Genomic DNA, 15991 nt, shown 5'->3' with positions numbered 1-15991 from the left:
TCCCTGTTGGCTCGTAGGTTTAATACCCCACACTCACAAAAAGAGCAACAAGATTCACTTATTGTGAATCATCATTTTCTGAATCTTCCCCATCTTCTTCAGCCGTATACTCAACATCAGACAGCAGCACCTCGAAATCTAGTTGTGTTGTATATCCTCCGCTTGAAAGGCTGTGCGTCACCTTGCTGATAAGCCATGGCTGCGCATCGATCACCGATTTAAATCCTTTAACTTCTACCGGCGTTTCCGGGTAAAGGTCTGCACGCCCCATTGCCAACGTGAGCGAAAACTCAGCCACACCGCGCTGTAGCTTTTCCCATTTGGCCTTAGCTGCTCTCATTGCTGTTGCCTTGCTGGAATAAACCGTTGTCAGCGTGAATACGTTATCTTCGCTTCCTGCAAGATAATCACCCTCTTTTGCCTCCGGCGTTTTAACTGCTTTGGCTTTCGTCTTTTTTGCTGCCGGATGCTCAAGCGCACGCAGATGCCGCTCTTTCGGTTTACGCTGAAGCTTCACCTTCTTCGGCTTTGGATCTTTAGTGTGCAGCCAGCTCGCAGACACTCCGGTATATGCCCCACGGTCAGCAATACTAAAGCTATGCCGGTCGCCATCGCTGCGCGTGATGGTCATCTGAGGGATGGGTTTTCCGCTTATGGTTACGCCGTTCCCCGGCTTGATAAATAGCAGCCTGCCAGCCTTCACGGCTGCAACAGCACCATAAAGCGTAGCGAGCCGCGTCAGGAACTTCGCATCTGTCTCCTGTGTCTGGTCGATGTGCGCCACAGCGATCCCGGCAAATCCGCTTGCCAGCATAGGCTGCAATTTATTACGCCCCGCAATTTGCATCACGATTTCACCAAGGGTTGTATCATGGTAAGACACTTCACGGCGGGAATTTAGCGTACCGCGAAAGTCGGCGCTGCGGGCACGAATGGTCATGGTATCCGGCGCGCCGTGGTGCTCCACTTCATCAACGGTAAAACTACCCTTACCGATAAGCGCCTGCCCCTTCCATCCCAAAAACAATGTCACAACAGCGCCGCGCACTGGCATTGCAAGTTTGCCGTCTGCGTCGTCCAGCTCAATATCCAGCTGATCAGCTTCAAATCCGCGGTTGTCTGTCAGGGTGAGTGATATTAGGCGGTCTTTGACGCTGGTCGTAATATCCTTTGAGTCAACCTTGAGCATAAAGTCAGGCATTAGCCGGGCGCCCATTTGCACCGGCAGGCCACTGATTCCCGTCATCCCAGTAAACCTCCAGCCGATGAAATCAGACTGCCCGCCGCCGACTTCACGCTGCTGATAGCCGATGTGATTTGACCTGGCAGATTACTGACTCCGCTGATTAGCCCGCTGGCCTGTTGATTCAGATCGCCAAACATTGACGTCAGTGATTCATCCACGCGCTTAAGGCTCAGTGTAAACATGATTTTGCTGGCTGCGCCGTTCGGGAAAAACTCACTGTGCGTATTTGAAATGTTCTCGATTACGTACATGCCGTAAATCATGCCGCTGCCACCAATAAGAGGCCACGCCATGCCCTGATCAGCCAGCAGGCGAACCGTCATCAGGGAAATGGCGCCCCCTGTTATCTCCGGGCGCAGCTCGCCAGACAGCGTGATTTTTTCATCACCCGGCCCGATAAACTGCGCTGCCGGTCGCAGGCCAAACCGGTTATTTGTGGGCCAGCGATAGTCGATGTTCTGCTGCAGCTCTCCATAAGGTAGCGTCTGCCTCATAAACGGCATCATGCCGTAAATCATCATCATCGTTTAATCCTCCCAGCCCATTTTGCTGCGGTTCTGTGCCTGCCGGTTGCGCTGCTCTTTGGCCTGATGTTGCGCCATCAATGCCAGCGCATCGTCCTTCGTCATCCCTTCATGCATGTTGATATCATACTGATAGCTATTCTGGCTGCGGTCAGTGAAACCACCTCCCGCTGGCGGTGCCGTGACTGGCCTGTACGGTGCTCCACCCCATGCAAGGTTGTACTGCAGCCCGTCCGTATCCACGCCCGCCCCGCCTGTTGCTATCGGATCGGGGGAAGGAACTTTGTCTTTGAGTCCATCAGATTTGGTATCGATAATCCCGAGCTTCTCCAGCACCCAGTCAATGCCGCTGCGCAACTGGTCGAGTGCTTGCCCTGGAATTTTCAGCGCTTCCGCCAGCATGTTGCCAAATTTTTTCCCCATGTCACCGGCAGCAGCCAACTCGGTTTGCGTTGATTTAACTGGCTCCAGCAGCTTGCCGAACCAGTCCCACAACTCTTTGATTTTGTCGCCTACAGCAGAAAATATTGGCGTAAGTGATCCAAACGCTTCGCCAATTGGCCCCATCGCTGCGGTAAATCCCTCGGCGAAACCGCTGATGAATGCGCTGATGGGCTCCCAGTACTTCCGTACCAGTAGCGCACCGGCGACAATTGCCGCCGCCACTGCGACGACCGGCAATGTGATAGCACCCAGCGCAGTCGCTATAGCACCGCCTGCGACACTAAAAGCGGTACCGAGCAAAGCCGCTCCAGCAATTAGTGCATTTACGCCCGCGATGACGGGCCACGCTACAAGACCGATAGCGCCCAGCACGCCAATGATAATCAGCCCTGCGCCAGCAATCTTACCCATACCGCTCGCAAGCTGTGGATTGGCTTTAATCCATTTATCGATAGTAAGAAGGAAGTTCGCCGTACCCTGCGTCAGTTTTCGCAGGCCGCTGTCCTGCTGGTCGAACAAGTCTGTGCCGATAGCCTCATAAGCAGACTGCAGCTCTTTAAGATCGCCACCGAGGTTGTCCTGCATCACACCAACCAGTTCAGCAGTTTTACCGTCAGATGCCTTAAACGTCGCAGTTAGCATGTCCAGTTTGCCTGACGCTGCTGCGGACATTAGCACTGCAGCAGAGGAACTCGCCTCTTCGCCAAAAATGGTTTTCATATACTCGGCACGTTGGCCTGTGCCGAGCTTGTTTCGTTCAAAACTCGCCTGCATTTCTTTGAGGATGGTGAAAATAGGGCGAGTGTTGCCTTTGCTGTCGGCGGTTTTAATGCCCAGTTCTGAAATGGCTTTGTAAGACTGGCCTGTAGGTGCCTGCAGTCGGCTCAATACGGCGCGGCTTCCTGTACCTGCCATCGACCCCGTAATTTTGGCATCATGCAGTGCGCCAACCATCGCAGCAGTCTCTTCGATGCTGACTCCTGCATTTTTAGCTACCGGCGCTGCATAGGTCAGGGCATCACTCATGCCGTCAAAGTCTGCAGCGGTTTTGTTCATCGTCATCGAAAGCACATCGCCGATGTGTGCAACCTTGTCATTCGACAGTTCGAACGCTGATTTCATACCCATCAGCAGCCCGGCGTTTTCCTCCATGGTTCTCTTATTAGCGAGTGCCATGTTAAGAGTCACTGGAGTTACTGCCTGGATGGCTGCGGCATCACCGCCGCTTTTTGCGATAATGATCTGTGCGCCTGCCGCATCGTCTGAGGACGCCGCCGTGGTATCGCCGAGCTGGCGAGCCTGCGCACGCAGTGCGGTCATCTCGGCAGAGTCTTTAGCCAGCCCCAGCACTGCTTGTAACTCTGAGTTTTTTTGAGCGAAATCAAACCCCGGCGTAAGCAAGGTTTTCGCCGCCATACCGCCCACTGTCGCGGCACCAATCCCAGCAGCACTAACGTTGCGTACCTTTGCCGATAATTCCTGCCCGCGACGGTAACGCTCACTGGTCTGATTGAGCCGTTCCTGCTGTGCATTCAGCCGCTGTAATTCCTGCTTCTGGCGGCTCAGGCTGACAGCTGCCTGTGCCGAGGCAGATTTGAGCCGCTGCTGTTCAGTACTGAGGCTGCGCGTAGAAATGCCCGCTTCGGTCAGCGCTTGTCGCTGCTGCTGCACCGACTGGCGCAGCGTATTGGATTTGGTTTGCAGTTCAGATGCGGCCTGTCGCGCCTTCTCCAGTGCGCGGGCCTGCTGCGTGGTGGGTCGCTCGGTGTTTTTAAATGCCACCGCCAGCGACTCCGCTTCAGCCTTCGCGTCCTTCAGACTCTGATTAGTGACAGCAAGCTGCGCACTCGCCTTACGGAAACCATCGATTTTTGCGGCCTGCGCGTCCAGCTCTTTGATGCTGGTCTGCGTCTGGCGGATTTCAGAGGTTAAGCCCTTGGTAGCTTTTTCGATAGTTTTAAACGGGCGCGTGGCTTTGTCTACCGCGTTCAGCAGCACCTGAACTTTGAGGTTATTGCTCATCCGGGTTTACTCCGCTGCGGATCATGGCCTTATGCCGGTAGTCCAGTAATTCGGCTAATGGCAGCGCATTCATTTCGGAAGGTTGCCAGTGAAATATCGTGGCAATATCGGCCATCAGGTCATTGACCGTCAGGCCTTTAGGCCAGTCTATTCGTCCGACTTCGAGGATAAAAAACCAATCACCTTGCCAGCGAGCGCAATCAGGTCAACCGGATCGAGGTTGAGACAATCGGCCTTGGTCAGCGACGGAACGGTGATGCGCGGCAGCACAACGATCAGCGAGTCCACATCCGAACCAGCGATATCTGAAAGGCGCACGCCGCGTAAGGAACCTGCATTAGGTTTCATCAGTTCGACCTGCTTGATTTCAGTTTCACCACGCTTGAGCGGGGTTTCCAGTACGACGATGTTTTCATTTTCCATAGTGGTTTGCTCTGTTCACTGTAGTCAGGGAAGAACCAGCGCCGTTCTGGCGCTGGCATCAGGGTTAAACGAGGCCGATGTTTTTACGGCGCGCCGCCAGACGGTCAACGCCGTTGACGATTTCAACCATGTTCACGGTGTCGATTTCGATCAGCGCTTTGCCGTTAAACGTCAGCTTGTAATACGTGTTTTTACTGGTGATTTTCACTTCGGTGTCTTCACTCGGCTTTGATTCGCCAAAGTCGAAGTTCTGGTGCTTACCGCGCACCTCCACCTCTACCGCAATCTCCTCCCCGGTATCATCGCGCTGGTAAGAGCCGGTGAAGCGCAGCGGGATATCGGACGCGCCCCATTGCGTGAGCACCAGCTCATCCATACCGCCGATGCTCCATTCAATATCAAGGGCATCGTCTTCCAGACCGTTGTCGATAAACGCCGCGCCGCTCATGCCGCCCGCACGGAACGGGTCAAGCTTGCGTGCCAGCTTTGGCAGGGTGACGGCAGTCACCACGCCCTGATAGCTGTTAGCGTCGTTGAAAAGGTTCATCGCCTTTAGTTTGCGTGGCATTGCCATTTATCCGGCTCCTTAGCTGTTAACGGATGCGGCGAAGTTCGCCAGATAGCTGTCGGTAATGCGCTGGCGTAACGTCAAGTCTTCCAGCGGCGGAACCGGCGTGTAGTCATAATCGATAAAGAGTTTGCCCGCCTTCAGGGTGTCTTTAACGTTGGCGCTTTCGTCATACCAGGCGGTTGCGCCCAGCAGATAACCCGCGTTGCACAGTTCGCGGAATTTCGCGTTGATACCTGCGATGATTTCTTTCACCAGTACCGGCGTCAGTGGCTTGTCATTCGCCCACATGTGCGCCTCTGCCATGGTGTCAGCCAGCACCTGCGCGGTGCGGGTGTAGTTCTCAAACTGGAACAGTGGATCGTCACTGCAGGTGCGGTTGCCCCAGAAGCGGAACCCATCCTTGCGGATTAGCGTAGTGACGTCCGCCTCATTCAGCAGGTCTGCATCGGTGCCGACCTGCTGCAGATCCCAGAACACCGACGCCGAAATACCGGTCACGCCGTTTACGCCAACGTTCGACAGGGTTTTATGCCAGCCGGTGTCGTTATCGATTTTGGCGCGCAGGCCCAGCGCACGCGCGGTGGCGTATGCGGTGTCAGACGCATTGGTGGTGGTGTTCCACGCGAGGAAGTCAGGCCAGATGACCATCAGCTCACGCTGGCTGAAGTTCTGGCGATACAGGCGGGCTTCGGAAATGGTTTTGCACTCCCACGCGGACACGTAGGCGAAGGCGCGCAACTGCTGCGCAATGCTGGCAAGAGCGGTAGACACTTCCAGCGAGTCGAGGCCGGGAACGCCGAGAATGCGAGGTTTCACATCGAGCTGAGTCTGCGCCGTAAGCAGCGCTTTCATGCCGGTGTATTGCCCGTTCTCGTCGGTTCCGCCGATGATGTTGGAAATAGTTTCGGCCTGGCTTGCGCCTTCAGCCACGCGCACCACGACGGTGACGGGTTTAGACTGATCGGCGATTGCCTGCAGGGAAGCCGCAAGCGTGCCTTTCACGCCAGCTTTTGCGATTGCACCCTGCACGTTGGTAATCAGTACCGGCGTGTTCAGCGGGAACGTCGCCGCGTCTGCATCCTCAGCGGTGCAGACCATGCCGACAATTGCAGTTGATACGGTGGAGATGGTGCGCGTGCCGTCGTTGATTTCGACGACGCGGACACCGTGATGATAATCTGCCATCTGTTGCACTCCTGGTTAAAGGTGTGCTCAGGGTGTCAGGTCAGTTGGTGCGGTGCATGCGGTTGCGGTTTGCTCATGGTTCAGCGGACAAAAGAAAAGCCCCGCAGGGCTTATCTTGTCACTCTGGCTTTTCAGGCCAGACAATATCAGGCGCACCCGAAGTATCAATGCGGCTCAACCGGACGTAATACTTTTTCCATTCATTCAGCTTCGTTTCAATTTCTTCAGTCGATTCCTGAATATCAATGCTGTACTGCAACGGCTTGATGGCTTCAGTCGCCTGCTCAAGAAGAGTGGATTTATTCTGGTCCGCAATTTTCACTAACTCTTCCTGAGTTGGTGGCGGCGGATCGGTTAATTCCGGATTTCCATCAGCATCTGGCTCAATCCACTTACCGTAATCCTGCCCTTTCAGAAGCTCCGCCCAGCGGTCATCTGAAATTTCAATTACATCAGCAGGCATATTATCGCCATGAATTTCTAATGCATAAAAACCGCTGGTTGATGGTGAGAAATATTTCATTTTTACCCCTTACATTCCTACCGCGAAGTAACGGCAGGAAGCATTCCCCTGCGCATCAGTACCCGCAAGATTGCATGTCGCCTGAGCAAGATTCGTGAGATATGAAGCATTTGAGAATGGGGTTAATCCAGACAGTGTGCCCGCGGTCTTATCCGCCATGGTAAACAACACCTGAAAAACAATATTCGGAAATGCTACACCATAAGTTGCCCGCAACAGCGAACCTGTACCGGTTGCCGTTCCCCACTGAAGAATCAACCCACCCGGTAACTTCTGATACCCAGATTGGTTTGTCAGCAATGCTTCAAAGAAGCTCATGTCGGGGATCTGCCCAGCGGCAACGCCTATATTTTTTCCCGCTGCAGTACCCATTAGCGCTTTAATCAATTCAATGGCATCACTAATTGCTTTGGGGGTAGCTGCCAATTCCTGACTTGTGCTGTTTGTCGCGTTCGATAATTTAACTACCCCCTTAGCCGCCACAGAGGCTGCATCAGCAGTAGTAATTACCTGCTTCCAGTCAGAAAGCAGTGAACCTGCTGTACTGTAGCCCCGAAACCAAAGGGAAGCCGCCGGGCCACGCCCTGAAACCCCCACCTGAATTGGGCGTAAGTCACGCTGAATGTTGACACCCGCAAACTCTTCACCACTCACCGGGTTGTGAGCCACTGATTGATCGTCCGATGTTTTGGCATTCACAAACTGTGTTGGCGTTGTGTTGCCAGACTGTGCCGGATTAAAGATGTAATTTGGCGCAGTAGTACTGCTCACGCCCAGACCCCACCCCTTAACTAATTCTACCGTGGCAGTCTCTGTCCACGCGGTCCAGGCTGTGCCAGCACCGTTCCCCGTGCGCTTCCATTCCCTGTCAGCATTACCTGCTGATACCGATACGCTACGGTAGGTTTGGAGCACCTCTCCACTGCTCCTAAGCTCCACAGTTACATTACCGACTATATTCGCAGGTAGATTAAGTGCGGATGTAGTTACCGAAAGCTTACCCGGATACACCAGCGCGTTAAGGTCGCCGGAAAAATAACCCGCTGCTGTCTGATATCCCACAGCTCGCCAGACATCCCATGGACCATTAGTTCCATTCCAGGCGGCTGTTAATTGGCGCACATACTCGTAACCGAGTCGGGTAGTAAAACGCTGCGTGCATCCAAAATATCCGTAGGGGGTAACATGCAGGTATCCCTGCTGTGAATCAGGCAATCCAGTACTTGCTGCCTGCGCGGTTGAACTAACCCCCCAAACACCCTGAAATGATGGCCCATAATTATTAATATTATCGCTGGATGCGATATTACCCATTACCTTAAAAGCCGCATCATTAACTGTTTTAACTGCTTTTGGCGTCGCCGCCAGTACTTCACTCGCGCTGCTGATGTCACTACTTAATGACGCCTTGAACTGCGCCTGAACGAACGCAGTGGTCGCAATCTGCGTATCGTTTTTCGATGCAGCGGGCGTCGGCGCTTTCGGCGTTCCGGTCAGCGTCGGGCTGGCCTTCGGTGCATACTGCGTATGCGGGTCTGCGGCGGCAATGTGTTTCGCCATCAGGTCATCGGCATAGGCTTTCACCTCAATGACCGCGTTATCAACATACTGCCGCGTTGCCAGCACAATCGACGGGTCGATTTTCAGCGTTACAGCATCCGTGCTGCTGACAATCAGGATCATGCGCACGGTCTGCGTGCGCCCGCTGCCTTCCTGCAGTTGGGGTTTATAGGTCTCGGCGCAGTTTGCTACGGCAATCAGCACGCCGTCGGCGTCGAACAGGCCAATCTCACGTATCCAGAAGCCGCCCTCAGTTTCCGGGATAACCTGCTCGGCAATAATCTGGCTGCTGTTAGCCGCGTCAATACTCAGTGAGTTCAGCGCAGCACGGCGCTGTTCACCGATAAGCTTGGTCTGCGTGGCGTTAGGGGTTGGCAGCGTGCCGCCACCGTCGCCCACCGCCATTTGTGTAATCTGCAACTTGGTACCCAGCGCGGCGGCGTTTGCAAGCTTGGCTGCGCCGAGATTCGTCAGCAGGGCATAATATTTTGTCGTCATGCGCGCACTTCCGTCAGGTCAATGATATGTAGCGCCACGGCTGTATAGCCGGTGCCGCCCACGGTAATAGTTTCAGGGGTATAGGGATAAACCGTCAGCTCGTCGCCGGTGTAACAGGCTGCGCCAACGGTAAACGGCCCGGATGAATCGAGGTTGATGGACAGGCCAATGAGGTGACGGCTGCACGGTTTGGCGTCCGCAATCATCCGCTCCAGCTCGTTATACATTTCCTCCGTGATGCCGGTATCCAGCACGCCGACATCAAGACGGAACGTGCCAGGCGTCTCGTTGGTCTTCCACCACTCAATGACGCGGATCAGATAGCCGAGCGGCTCCACCACGCGGCGGATTGCACCAATGGTTCCCTTTTTCTGATGCACCGTACGGGACGCCGCCACAACGGCGCGCTTCGTGGATTCAGGCCACCTAGTATCCCAGCGGTCAACCGACCACGCCCACGCCAGATAAGGCAGCAGGACTAACGGGCATTCGTAGGGGTTCCAGAGCTGGCGCAGCGGCACGTTCATGGTGCTGAGACTGGACAGCGCTTCAGCAGCGGCAACCTCCAGCACAGACGAGCCGGTGGGAAGCAGGCGATCACTCATCCGATCCCCCCACGGTTAGCGTGTACCCGGTGCAGTAAGCGGCCTGCGTTTTATCCAGTACAACATCGGCGACCGGCTTAACCAGATTGACGCGCTGCACACCTTCAACGTGCATGGCGGCATAAAGCGCCGACAGGCGAATGTCACGCCCGAGCCGCTTCTGCGTGCTGATATAGGCAATCAGTTTTGCCTCAGACGCGGCGCGGATTGGCTCCGCCTCCGGCCCCGGATAAAGATATAGCTCAGCTTCGATTTCATAACTGACGATGGTTGCCGACTGCACATTTACCCGATCAGCAACGGGGCGCACGTTTTCATCGTTAAGCGCGGCGTTGACCACAGCCAGCAAATCATCTGCAGCGATTCCATTACCCTCGCGGGCCAGTATGGTGACCGTGACAACAGCCGGTGACGGACTGATGGCTGATGCATCCGCCACGCGTCCGTCTGCACTGCGGGCGTGATACTCATACGCGCCCGTCGGCCCTGCTACACTCAACCCCTCGAAAGCCCCCGCGATACGGGCGCGAAAATCGTCGTTACCCTCCATCACAGCCGCCGTGGGCGGAATGGTGGTATCGTCTGCCGGTGTGATAATCAGGCGTTCAACGCCGTTGTTAGCGCCAACCTGGTCTAAGTCATCGTCCATCGCATAAGCCACCATCACGGCACGCGCAGCTTCGTTAATGCGCTGTCGCAGGATCACTTCACGATAGGCATTTTCCTGCAGCACCTTCACGATGGGTTCAGATTCAAGCGTTAGCGTCAGCGCAATAGCCTCCTGCTGTTCTTCAGGGTACAGCGAAACCAGCGTGGCTTTTCGCTCAGCCAGCAGCACTTCATAATCCAGAGTTTCCACCACGTCGGGCGCGGGTAACTGGCTCAGGTCAATTGTTGCCATGTTCTCAGCTCACAGGAACGGTTAGTGAAAAAGGCTGCAGCGTGTCGGTTCTGTTACCAGTCAGTTCAACCACCATGCCGCCGTTAAAATCCGGGTCGAAATTAATGCCGGTGAGTTTGACGCGGGGTTCCCAGCGCAGCAGCGCCAGATAACAGGCCGACATAATCTGCAGGCGGAGTGATTCGTTTTGCGGCTGGTCAATCAGCGCAGACAGCAGCGAACCGTATTCGCGGCGCATTACGCGAGTGCCAACGGGAGTCATCAGAATGTCGCGCATCGACTGACGTATGTGATCGAGGTCGGTTATGGCGCTGCCGGTTTCCCGGTTCATGCCGATATATTTCGCAGTTGTCATAGTGGCTCACCCGTCTGCCCGCCGCTGTCGCCCGGGTGTTTATGCGAGTGCAGGACTTTGCCGTTAGAACTCAGCGAGCCATCGGTGTGTGTAACGTCACCTTTCATCGTGCCGCCGCTCGTCACCTCTAGCTGTGCGGTTTTCAGCAGCTTCGTGCACTCAACCAGCGGGGAATCCAGCAGGATTTTTACAGACGCCTCTATGGTTGCCGATTTGATGCCGGTCGCCTTTAGCGCTCCGGTCGCCGGTTCATACTCGATCACCGCATCGTCAGGAAATGACCAGTGCAGCGCGTCTGCCGACGCCGATGGCGCGGGGTTGGTATCAGAGAAAATGGCCGGCAGCACAAAGCCGGTATCTGTTTCACCGCCGAGGCACAAAACGATCACCTGCTCGCCCACTGACGGCGCATTCCACGAACGGGTATTACCCGCACGCGCAGTCAGCCAGTGAAGCCAGCCAGTCGTAAGATTCCCTGTATCCACGCGGCATAACCCGTCGTCCAGATTTACGGTAGACACGGTGCCTATGCGGATCAGATTGCGCAGCAGGCGCAGGATTTCGCTAACAGTTTCATTGTTCATGGAAGCATAATGACTTGTTAAGAGTGCTGATTTGAAGTTAGATAGCTTTGTTCATCCACCAACGGACAAAACACATCACAGCCAAATATATTTCCCCAAAAAAAACATTCTCAGAGGCATGCAAAATGAAAATTGATATTACGAGTTGCGACATTGATATTAATGAAACGAACAAGGATAAAGCCATAATAATCCCTGATAGTTATTGGTCTGACCCAAATGATTCAATTTACACATCGACTGCGCTAAGTTTTTATAAGGAACTCAAAAGTAAAACCGACGTAGAATTTCTTTCCCCCCCTAAGAATCTAATAGAACAAAGAAGCATTGAATGGTTTGGCCCCATAATTTACCTATCAATGAACATCATTCAAAATCACCCTGACATCATTGACTTGATTTTAGATACCGTTGAGACATGCGCCACTAAATTTACCCGAAAAGGTGAATCACCCTCAATTAAGTTAAAGGTAATTTGCGAAGAGCGTGATGGCGCAAAAAAAACCCAACTTAGTTATGAAGGCGACGTTGCTGGATTGGATAAAATAAAGCACAGTTTGGATGGGTTGTTCAATGGAAAATAAAAAAATAACAATAGACGAAATCGACCAACTTATGTCGAATGCTGTTACTGAAGCTTTTAAAGAGTTACAAGTTACCACATCAGCAAGGCTCATTAAATGCTGGATAGATTATCTTGACTCACATATTGATGCTGCAAAACAGTACAAACATCAATTAATAAAAGCGAACATTGAAAAAGATGCTGACGGGCTGCTTTACTTACAGTGTATCTTATCCGCTATGCGGAGCCTTTTCGAAGTAATATTATTTTTAAAAAAAGAAGAAAACCAGAAATCATGGCATAGCTTGATTGATAGCCAAGATTATTTACAAGTATGCACTGCATTTGTTAAAAAGTACCCTCATCTTAAAGAAACCGTAGGTAATTCGATTGATTTGATTTTCGAAACCTCTGTGAAATACGAAGATATATTATTCCCTAAACAGGCAGTCTTTAATAGCCCAGGAATGATAGAAACCATTGGCGAATGCTCTGTTTGTGGAAAAGGGTTCTATGAGTGCGGTCATATTGAAGGTGAAATATACACAGGTAAATATTGCCTTCGAGTCAACAGGGAAATCATAGATTATAATCATAGTGCAATAGTTACAAATCCAAGAGATAAAAGATGCATTATAACGACCAGGCATGACAAAGACGGATACAAAATAGACGTTTTTAGCAGAGAAAGAATTGAAGGACAGGACGGGCCTGCGCCTGATGAATACACATCTATATTATTCAACGCAAGTTTTATTGATGTTAACTGACTTATTTAAGTGCATCGATAATTTCGCGTTCGATAAACTTTAGATCCTCGCCTATTAATCCTAACAATGGCCGGGCCTCATACTGCACTTCCTTGCCTTTGCGTGATGGCCGGTCGCGCAGCCCGTAATGATGCACGCGGGCCATGCGCTGCACGTTGCCCGCAAACTCAATCACAGCCTCGTCAGATGTTGCCTGCGCTTTCATGTATTTTGCGGTGCGGAGTTTGGCAAACATCTCACGCTTAACGCGGCCCTTCTTACTGCGAATGGGTTGCGTCTTTCGCGGCTTAAAAGGCGTGCCGTCAGGTGCCTGCTGGCGCTTAATGTTCTGCTGCTGGCTGGCGCGCAACTTCTTAGCAATGTTGCGCGCCATTTCTTTGCGGGATGAAGCGGACAGATTGCCAATCAGCGCATTCAGCCGGTCACTGACCATCCTCAGGTCGTTCATGAATCAAGCTCGCTGATTAACGCGCCGTGAGCATAAAGCTGTAACGGACGGTAGTCGTTTTCCGGCAGCGGGTTTTCATTCAGATGATTTACGTGCAGCTCGTCGCCAATGCGCTGCACAATCACGCGTTCGCTCAGCAGTAAATCAATGCTGATATCGCAGGCGGTATCGCTGATCACGTCCGCCTTGAAGGTGAAGCCGGTCTGCTGCTTCTCTTTCGTCGCCATCATGTCGGGTTCATTCACCCGCAGCCATTCCAGCATCGGCACGATAAGCACGTCGATATCTCCGGTGTAGTCGGTAATAACCATGTTCAGCCGGTACTGATACTCAAACGACAGCGAGGTGGCGAGCGTTGAGACAATGCGCCCGCTGTCGATAAACACGTTCAGGCTGTCAGGGTTTCGTAGCAGCAGCGGGACGCTGGCGGTCAGCGCTTTGCGTAGTTGGTTGGGTTTCAGCATCGTGTTGCTCCTGACAGTCTTTGATAATTTCGACCTGCAGCCCGCAGGACGCGAGCGCCGCCTCAAGTTGACGGTTATCCGCCGCCAGATCGCCCGCCGTTCGCAGGCTGTTTCCCGGCACCGGGCAGCTTGTCACGCGCGGACAGCCAATCCAGATAATCTCTGGCGCTGGTGAAGGCCGGTCGGGTGTGCAGCCGGATAACATCGTCAGGCAAAGCAGCAGCAGACCAGTCACGTAATATCGGGTTCGCATCGGTTTCCCTCTGTATTTGTGCCTCACGGGTCAACGCTCCGGCGCTGGCCCGCCCCTGCATCAGCCGCAGCTCAGCTTCACGCTTCTGCCCCTGCAGGTTTTCACTGTTGAGCCTGGCTATCGCCTTGTCTCTGCTCTCAATGCCAGCCGAAAGCGTGCCGATAATTTTCTGTGCGCTAACCAGCTCACCGGCGGCAACCGACCAGCGCCAGCCGGTCAGCCCCAGTGCCACCAGTGCCGCTGCCAGAAGTGTGCCGATGATGCGCGTCATGCTGCGTCAGGCTTCGAGAGCATTGAACGGCACAGCTGATATAAAACCACTGTCAGTACGTAGCTAATCAGAGTGATAAGCCATCCCGAGTAAGCCAGGCTGATGACAATAAGCATCTTCATTCCCCAACCGTATGCCCGACTAAGCACCCCCTTCGCCGGTCGATTGAAAAACAGCACAAGCTGGGCGCGCATTTTAGTTTTCGCTTCGCCGCCTGCCACCAAAGCCAGTGCGCCCGCGAATGCTGCCAGCCAGACAAACGTGTTTAATAGCCAGGTAAAGGCGACAGGTAGATTCATCAACCAACTTTGCGGATCACGCAGACCGGCAATCAGCAGCCCGATATACACAACATCGATAATTACGTTCAGAATTTTGGTTTTCACTGAGTAACTCCTTTTAAGCACCAGACCAGCTCACGCCCACGGCGGTTATCCAGCCCCTGATTAAAAATACCTTTCACATACACCCAGCGCGGCAACTGCATACAGGCATCGCGCCATCGCTCCTGATTCAGCAACTTCACCAGCGTTGAGCTGCAGGCGTTGCCCGTTCCCACGTTGAAGGCAAACGACACCACGGCGTCATAAACCTTTTGCGGCAACTGCGTGAATATGCAGCGGGACAGCGCCTTTTCGGTCCGCAGTACGTTGGCAATAAACGTGCCTGCCGCCTGCCGCTCGCTGATGGTTTTACCCGGCACCACGCCAACCGTATTACCAATGCCGTCCGTCCACTTGTCCGCGTCGCATTTGTAAGGACTCAGTCGGCACCCTTCGTAATCTGCGATAAGCTTCATGCCCTCAACAGAAGTGTGCAGCGTCTGAAATCCCGGCATCGTGGCGGCGATGGCCAACACCACACCAACCGAACAGCGCTTAACGATTTGCAGATTCATAGTCCTCCTGGCTGATGCGCCCACGGGCCAGTAACAGGTAGGTTTTCCGCTTGTAGTACCAGCTTATAAACGCCATCAGCAAACCGATCACCACACCTGCTAAGGTTGAAAAATCTTTAACCGACATATCACCCAGCCACGCCATACCCAGCGCGATAACCCAGACAATTGCAGTACGAATGTTTTCCCACATGATTCAGTCCCAAAGGTTAACGGTCTCGCTCGTCGGCGCGTCCGGTAAGTCGGGCAGGTCAACCGGGTAGCCATGCGGCAGTACCGGCCCGGCACTGGCGAGGCCATGATTAGCCTCGTAAATCTGTTCGGTCACCTGCGCAGTTCGCCCGTAATGGCGATAACAGATATCGTCCACGGTATCGCCCTGCAGCGCGTAAACCCGTGTCATAGCAAGTCCACGATACAGCCCGGACGCCCGGCGATACGGCTGATACTGAATCGCGCATCGCGCCAGTATTCGTCTGCGCTTGCCTCCACTTCCGTTGCCTTTTTCGTGCCGCTGGCGTCATAGCCGCGATATTTCTCGGCAATGGCGGCGGCGGTGATCGAGGCCACGGCAGCGATGTAATACGTCACTTTCTCGCTCACGCCGTCGAGCGTTTCAGCCGGTACGGCATCCAGCGTTTTATAGCCCGCCGCCATTTTCTCGGCGCGCCAGTCGTACAACTCGGCGTTCACTTCGGAAATAGCCGTCAGCACGGCCTGACGCAGGCGCGTCGCGGTGACCGTTCCCTCGTAGCGCAGCGATTCGCGAAGCTGCTGCAGATCGATATCAGGCCAGAAAAAGGTATTTTTTACCGGCGGCTCGGCAGTCTCTGCCGGTCGCTGTGCTGCTATTACCAGCGTGGTGCTCATAGTTGGCCCTT

The 15991-nt window shown here is 53.7% G+C and carries 23 protein-coding genes and 2 pseudogenes; 2 read left to right on the top strand and 23 right to left on the bottom strand.

The annotated features are described in order from the left end of the window. Positions 1-58: 58 nt before the first annotated feature. From ACIP6T_RS18275 to ACIP6T_RS18210, 14 genes and pseudogenes are all read right to left on the bottom strand, one after another. Positions 59-1246 (bottom strand): phage late control D family protein, encoded by a 1188-nt coding sequence (locus ACIP6T_RS18275; protein ID WP_400458295.1) that lies wholly within the window; start codon positions 1244-1246, stop codon positions 59-61. Then, on the bottom strand, positions 1243-1770 hold the full coding sequence (locus ACIP6T_RS18270; protein ID WP_211727751.1) for a phage tail protein: 528 nt from the start codon (positions 1768-1770) through the stop codon (positions 1243-1245). Before ACIP6T_RS18270 ends, ACIP6T_RS18275 begins: the two co-directional genes overlap by 4 nt. A 3-nt stretch (positions 1771-1773) precedes the next feature. After that, complete coding sequence (locus ACIP6T_RS18265) at positions 1774-4236, bottom strand: phage tail tape measure protein (RefSeq protein WP_400458294.1); 2463 nt, start codon at positions 4234-4236, stop codon at positions 1774-1776. After that, the gene (locus tag ACIP6T_RS18260; RefSeq protein ID WP_400458293.1) at positions 4226-4351 is read right to left on the bottom strand and encodes a GpE family phage tail protein; all 126 of its coding nucleotides are present in this window, start codon (positions 4349-4351) and stop codon (positions 4226-4228) included. The genes ACIP6T_RS18265 and ACIP6T_RS18260 overlap by 11 nt, the downstream gene beginning before the upstream one ends. A gap of 32 nt (positions 4352-4383) precedes the next feature. Next, positions 4384-4659 carry a phage tail assembly protein gene (locus ACIP6T_RS18255; RefSeq protein ID WP_400458292.1) on the bottom strand — a complete coding sequence of 92 codons (276 nt, stop codon included), beginning with the start codon at positions 4657-4659 and terminating at the stop codon, positions 4384-4386. A 64-nt stretch (positions 4660-4723) separates the two neighbouring features. Continuing rightward, entirely contained in the window at positions 4724-5233 is a 510-nt protein-coding gene (locus ACIP6T_RS18250) for a phage major tail tube protein (protein ID WP_200536650.1), read from the bottom strand. Between the two features lie 12 nt (positions 5234-5245). Further along, positions 5246-6415 (bottom strand): phage tail sheath protein, encoded by a 1170-nt coding sequence (locus tag ACIP6T_RS18245; RefSeq protein WP_400458291.1) that lies wholly within the window; start codon positions 6413-6415, stop codon positions 5246-5248. A gap of 118 nt (positions 6416-6533) precedes the next feature. Further along, positions 6534-6938 carry a tail fiber assembly protein gene (locus ACIP6T_RS18240; RefSeq protein ID WP_400458290.1) on the bottom strand — a complete coding sequence of 135 codons (405 nt, stop codon included), beginning with the start codon at positions 6936-6938 and terminating at the stop codon, positions 6534-6536. Between the two features lie 9 nt (positions 6939-6947). After that, positions 6948-8252: a tail fiber protein gene (locus ACIP6T_RS18235; RefSeq protein WP_400458566.1), complete on the bottom strand. Its 1305-nt coding sequence runs from the start codon at positions 8250-8252 to the stop codon at positions 6948-6950. A gap of 12 nt (positions 8253-8264) precedes the next feature. Further along, positions 8265-8996: pseudogene (locus tag ACIP6T_RS18230) on the bottom strand (phage tail protein); the annotation flags it as partial. Beyond that, the gene (locus ACIP6T_RS18225; protein WP_400458289.1) at positions 8993-9601 is read right to left on the bottom strand and encodes a phage tail protein I; all 609 of its coding nucleotides are present in this window, start codon (positions 9599-9601) and stop codon (positions 8993-8995) included. The gene ACIP6T_RS18225 and the pseudogene ACIP6T_RS18230, both read right to left, overlap by 4 nt. Beyond that, positions 9594-10502, bottom strand: a complete 909-nt coding sequence (locus ACIP6T_RS18220) for a baseplate assembly protein (RefSeq protein ID WP_400458288.1) — start codon at positions 10500-10502, stop codon at positions 9594-9596. The genes ACIP6T_RS18225 and ACIP6T_RS18220 overlap by 8 nt, the downstream gene beginning before the upstream one ends. Positions 10503-10506: 4 nt before the next feature. Further along, positions 10507-10857: a GPW/gp25 family protein gene (locus ACIP6T_RS18215; protein WP_400458287.1), complete on the bottom strand. Its 351-nt coding sequence runs from the start codon at positions 10855-10857 to the stop codon at positions 10507-10509. After that, on the bottom strand, positions 10854-11441 hold the full coding sequence (locus ACIP6T_RS18210) for a phage baseplate assembly protein V (protein WP_400458286.1): 588 nt from the start codon (positions 11439-11441) through the stop codon (positions 10854-10856). Before ACIP6T_RS18210 ends, ACIP6T_RS18215 begins: the two co-directional genes overlap by 4 nt. Positions 11442-11566: 125 nt before the next feature. Between ACIP6T_RS18210 and ACIP6T_RS18205 the strand changes: the two genes are divergently transcribed. Together ACIP6T_RS18205 and ACIP6T_RS18200 are read left to right on the top strand one after the other, a co-directional pair. Further along, positions 11567-12025, top strand: a complete 459-nt coding sequence (locus ACIP6T_RS18205; RefSeq protein ID WP_400458285.1) for a hypothetical protein — start codon at positions 11567-11569, stop codon at positions 12023-12025. Further along, positions 12015-12776, top strand: coding sequence for a hypothetical protein (locus ACIP6T_RS18200; RefSeq protein ID WP_400458284.1), 762 nt, complete (start codon positions 12015-12017; stop codon positions 12774-12776). The genes ACIP6T_RS18205 and ACIP6T_RS18200 overlap by 11 nt, the downstream gene beginning before the upstream one ends. Before the next feature lies 1 nt (position 12777). Here ACIP6T_RS18200 and ACIP6T_RS18195 read toward each other — a convergent pair whose 3' ends face one another. From ACIP6T_RS18195 to ACIP6T_RS18155, 9 genes and pseudogenes are all read right to left on the bottom strand, one after another. Further along, positions 12778-13224 (bottom strand): phage virion morphogenesis protein, encoded by a 447-nt coding sequence (locus ACIP6T_RS18195; protein WP_400458283.1) that lies wholly within the window; start codon positions 13222-13224, stop codon positions 12778-12780. Next, positions 13221-13688, bottom strand: coding sequence for a phage tail protein (locus tag ACIP6T_RS18190; RefSeq protein WP_400458282.1), 468 nt, complete (start codon positions 13686-13688; stop codon positions 13221-13223). Before ACIP6T_RS18190 ends, ACIP6T_RS18195 begins: the two co-directional genes overlap by 4 nt. Next, positions 13621-13941 (bottom strand): Rz1-like lysis system protein LysC, encoded by a 321-nt coding sequence (gene lysC, locus ACIP6T_RS18185; protein ID WP_400458281.1) that lies wholly within the window; start codon positions 13939-13941, stop codon positions 13621-13623. Before lysC ends, ACIP6T_RS18190 begins: the two co-directional genes overlap by 68 nt. Continuing rightward, positions 13862-14212, bottom strand: a pseudogene (locus ACIP6T_RS18180) (LysB family phage lysis regulatory protein); the annotation flags it as partial. The gene lysC and the pseudogene ACIP6T_RS18180, both read right to left, overlap by 80 nt. Further along, complete coding sequence (locus ACIP6T_RS18175; RefSeq protein WP_400458280.1) at positions 14209-14598, bottom strand: DNZ54_00345 family protein; 390 nt, start codon at positions 14596-14598, stop codon at positions 14209-14211. The pseudogene ACIP6T_RS18180 and the gene ACIP6T_RS18175, both read right to left, overlap by 4 nt. Further along, positions 14595-15110 (bottom strand): lysozyme, encoded by a 516-nt coding sequence (locus ACIP6T_RS18170; RefSeq protein WP_400458279.1) that lies wholly within the window; start codon positions 15108-15110, stop codon positions 14595-14597. The genes ACIP6T_RS18175 and ACIP6T_RS18170 overlap by 4 nt, the downstream gene beginning before the upstream one ends. Then, on the bottom strand, positions 15091-15303 hold the full coding sequence (locus ACIP6T_RS18165) for a hypothetical protein (RefSeq protein WP_200536636.1): 213 nt from the start codon (positions 15301-15303) through the stop codon (positions 15091-15093). Before ACIP6T_RS18165 ends, ACIP6T_RS18170 begins: the two co-directional genes overlap by 20 nt. A gap of 3 nt (positions 15304-15306) precedes the next feature. Continuing rightward, the gene (locus ACIP6T_RS18160) at positions 15307-15513 is read right to left on the bottom strand and encodes a tail protein X (protein ID WP_400458278.1); all 207 of its coding nucleotides are present in this window, start codon (positions 15511-15513) and stop codon (positions 15307-15309) included. Continuing rightward, positions 15510-15980 (bottom strand): head completion/stabilization protein, encoded by a 471-nt coding sequence (locus ACIP6T_RS18155; RefSeq protein ID WP_400458277.1) that lies wholly within the window; start codon positions 15978-15980, stop codon positions 15510-15512. The genes ACIP6T_RS18160 and ACIP6T_RS18155 overlap by 4 nt, the downstream gene beginning before the upstream one ends. Positions 15981-15991: the final 11 nt, after the last annotated feature.

The organism is Pantoea sp. NPDC088449 (assembly GCF_044753225.1).
GTDB lineage: Bacteria > Pseudomonadota > Gammaproteobacteria > Enterobacterales > Enterobacteriaceae > Pantoea > Pantoea floridensis.
Note: the sequence above shows the minus strand (reverse complement) of the source record. Positions and strands in the feature narration are given on the sequence as shown.

Bases quoted from the DNA above. Each gene is read 5' to 3' on its own strand.
- ACIP6T_RS18275 (WP_400458295.1), bottom strand. From the start codon at position 1,246: ATGACGGGAATCAGTGGCCTGCCGGTGCAAATGGGCGCCCGGCTAATG.
- ACIP6T_RS18270 (WP_211727751.1), bottom strand. From the start codon at position 1,770: ATGATGATGATTTACGGCATGATGCCGTTTATGAGGCAGACGCTACCT.
- ACIP6T_RS18265 (WP_400458294.1), bottom strand. From the start codon at position 4,236: ATGAGCAATAACCTCAAAGTTCAGGTGCTGCTGAACGCGGTAGACAAA.
- ACIP6T_RS18260 (WP_400458293.1), bottom strand. From the start codon at position 4,351: ATGGCCGATATTGCCACGATATTTCACTGGCAACCTTCCGAAATGAAT.
- ACIP6T_RS18255 (WP_400458292.1), bottom strand. From the start codon at position 4,659: ATGGAAAATGAAAACATCGTCGTACTGGAAACCCCGCTCAAGCGTGGT.
- ACIP6T_RS18250 (WP_200536650.1), bottom strand. From the start codon at position 5,233: ATGGCAATGCCACGCAAACTAAAGGCGATGAACCTTTTCAACGACGCT.
- ACIP6T_RS18245 (WP_400458291.1), bottom strand. From the start codon at position 6,415: ATGGCAGATTATCATCACGGTGTCCGCGTCGTCGAAATCAACGACGGC.
- ACIP6T_RS18240 (WP_400458290.1), bottom strand. From the start codon at position 6,938: ATGAAATATTTCTCACCATCAACCAGCGGTTTTTATGCATTAGAAATT.
- ACIP6T_RS18235 (WP_400458566.1), bottom strand. From the start codon at position 8,252: ATGGGTAATATCGCATCCAGCGATAATATTAATAATTATGGGCCATCA.
- ACIP6T_RS18225 (WP_400458289.1), bottom strand. From the start codon at position 9,601: ATGAGTGATCGCCTGCTTCCCACCGGCTCGTCTGTGCTGGAGGTTGCC.
- ACIP6T_RS18220 (WP_400458288.1), bottom strand. From the start codon at position 10,502: ATGGCAACAATTGACCTGAGCCAGTTACCCGCGCCCGACGTGGTGGAA.
- ACIP6T_RS18215 (WP_400458287.1), bottom strand. From the start codon at position 10,857: ATGACAACTGCGAAATATATCGGCATGAACCGGGAAACCGGCAGCGCC.
- ACIP6T_RS18210 (WP_400458286.1), bottom strand. From the start codon at position 11,441: ATGAACAATGAAACTGTTAGCGAAATCCTGCGCCTGCTGCGCAATCTG.
- ACIP6T_RS18205 (WP_400458285.1), top strand. From the start codon at position 11,567: ATGAAAATTGATATTACGAGTTGCGACATTGATATTAATGAAACGAAC.
- ACIP6T_RS18200 (WP_400458284.1), top strand. From the start codon at position 12,015: ATGGAAAATAAAAAAATAACAATAGACGAAATCGACCAACTTATGTCG.
- ACIP6T_RS18195 (WP_400458283.1), bottom strand. From the start codon at position 13,224: ATGAACGACCTGAGGATGGTCAGTGACCGGCTGAATGCGCTGATTGGC.
- ACIP6T_RS18190 (WP_400458282.1), bottom strand. From the start codon at position 13,688: ATGCTGAAACCCAACCAACTACGCAAAGCGCTGACCGCCAGCGTCCCG.
- lysC (WP_400458281.1), bottom strand. From the start codon at position 13,941: ATGCGAACCCGATATTACGTGACTGGTCTGCTGCTGCTTTGCCTGACG.
- ACIP6T_RS18170 (WP_400458279.1), bottom strand. From the start codon at position 15,110: ATGAATCTGCAAATCGTTAAGCGCTGTTCGGTTGGTGTGGTGTTGGCC.
- ACIP6T_RS18165 (WP_200536636.1), bottom strand. From the start codon at position 15,303: ATGTGGGAAAACATTCGTACTGCAATTGTCTGGGTTATCGCGCTGGGT.
- ACIP6T_RS18160 (WP_400458278.1), bottom strand. From the start codon at position 15,513: ATGACACGGGTTTACGCGCTGCAGGGCGATACCGTGGACGATATCTGT.
- ACIP6T_RS18155 (WP_400458277.1), bottom strand. From the start codon at position 15,980: ATGAGCACCACGCTGGTAATAGCAGCACAGCGACCGGCAGAGACTGCC.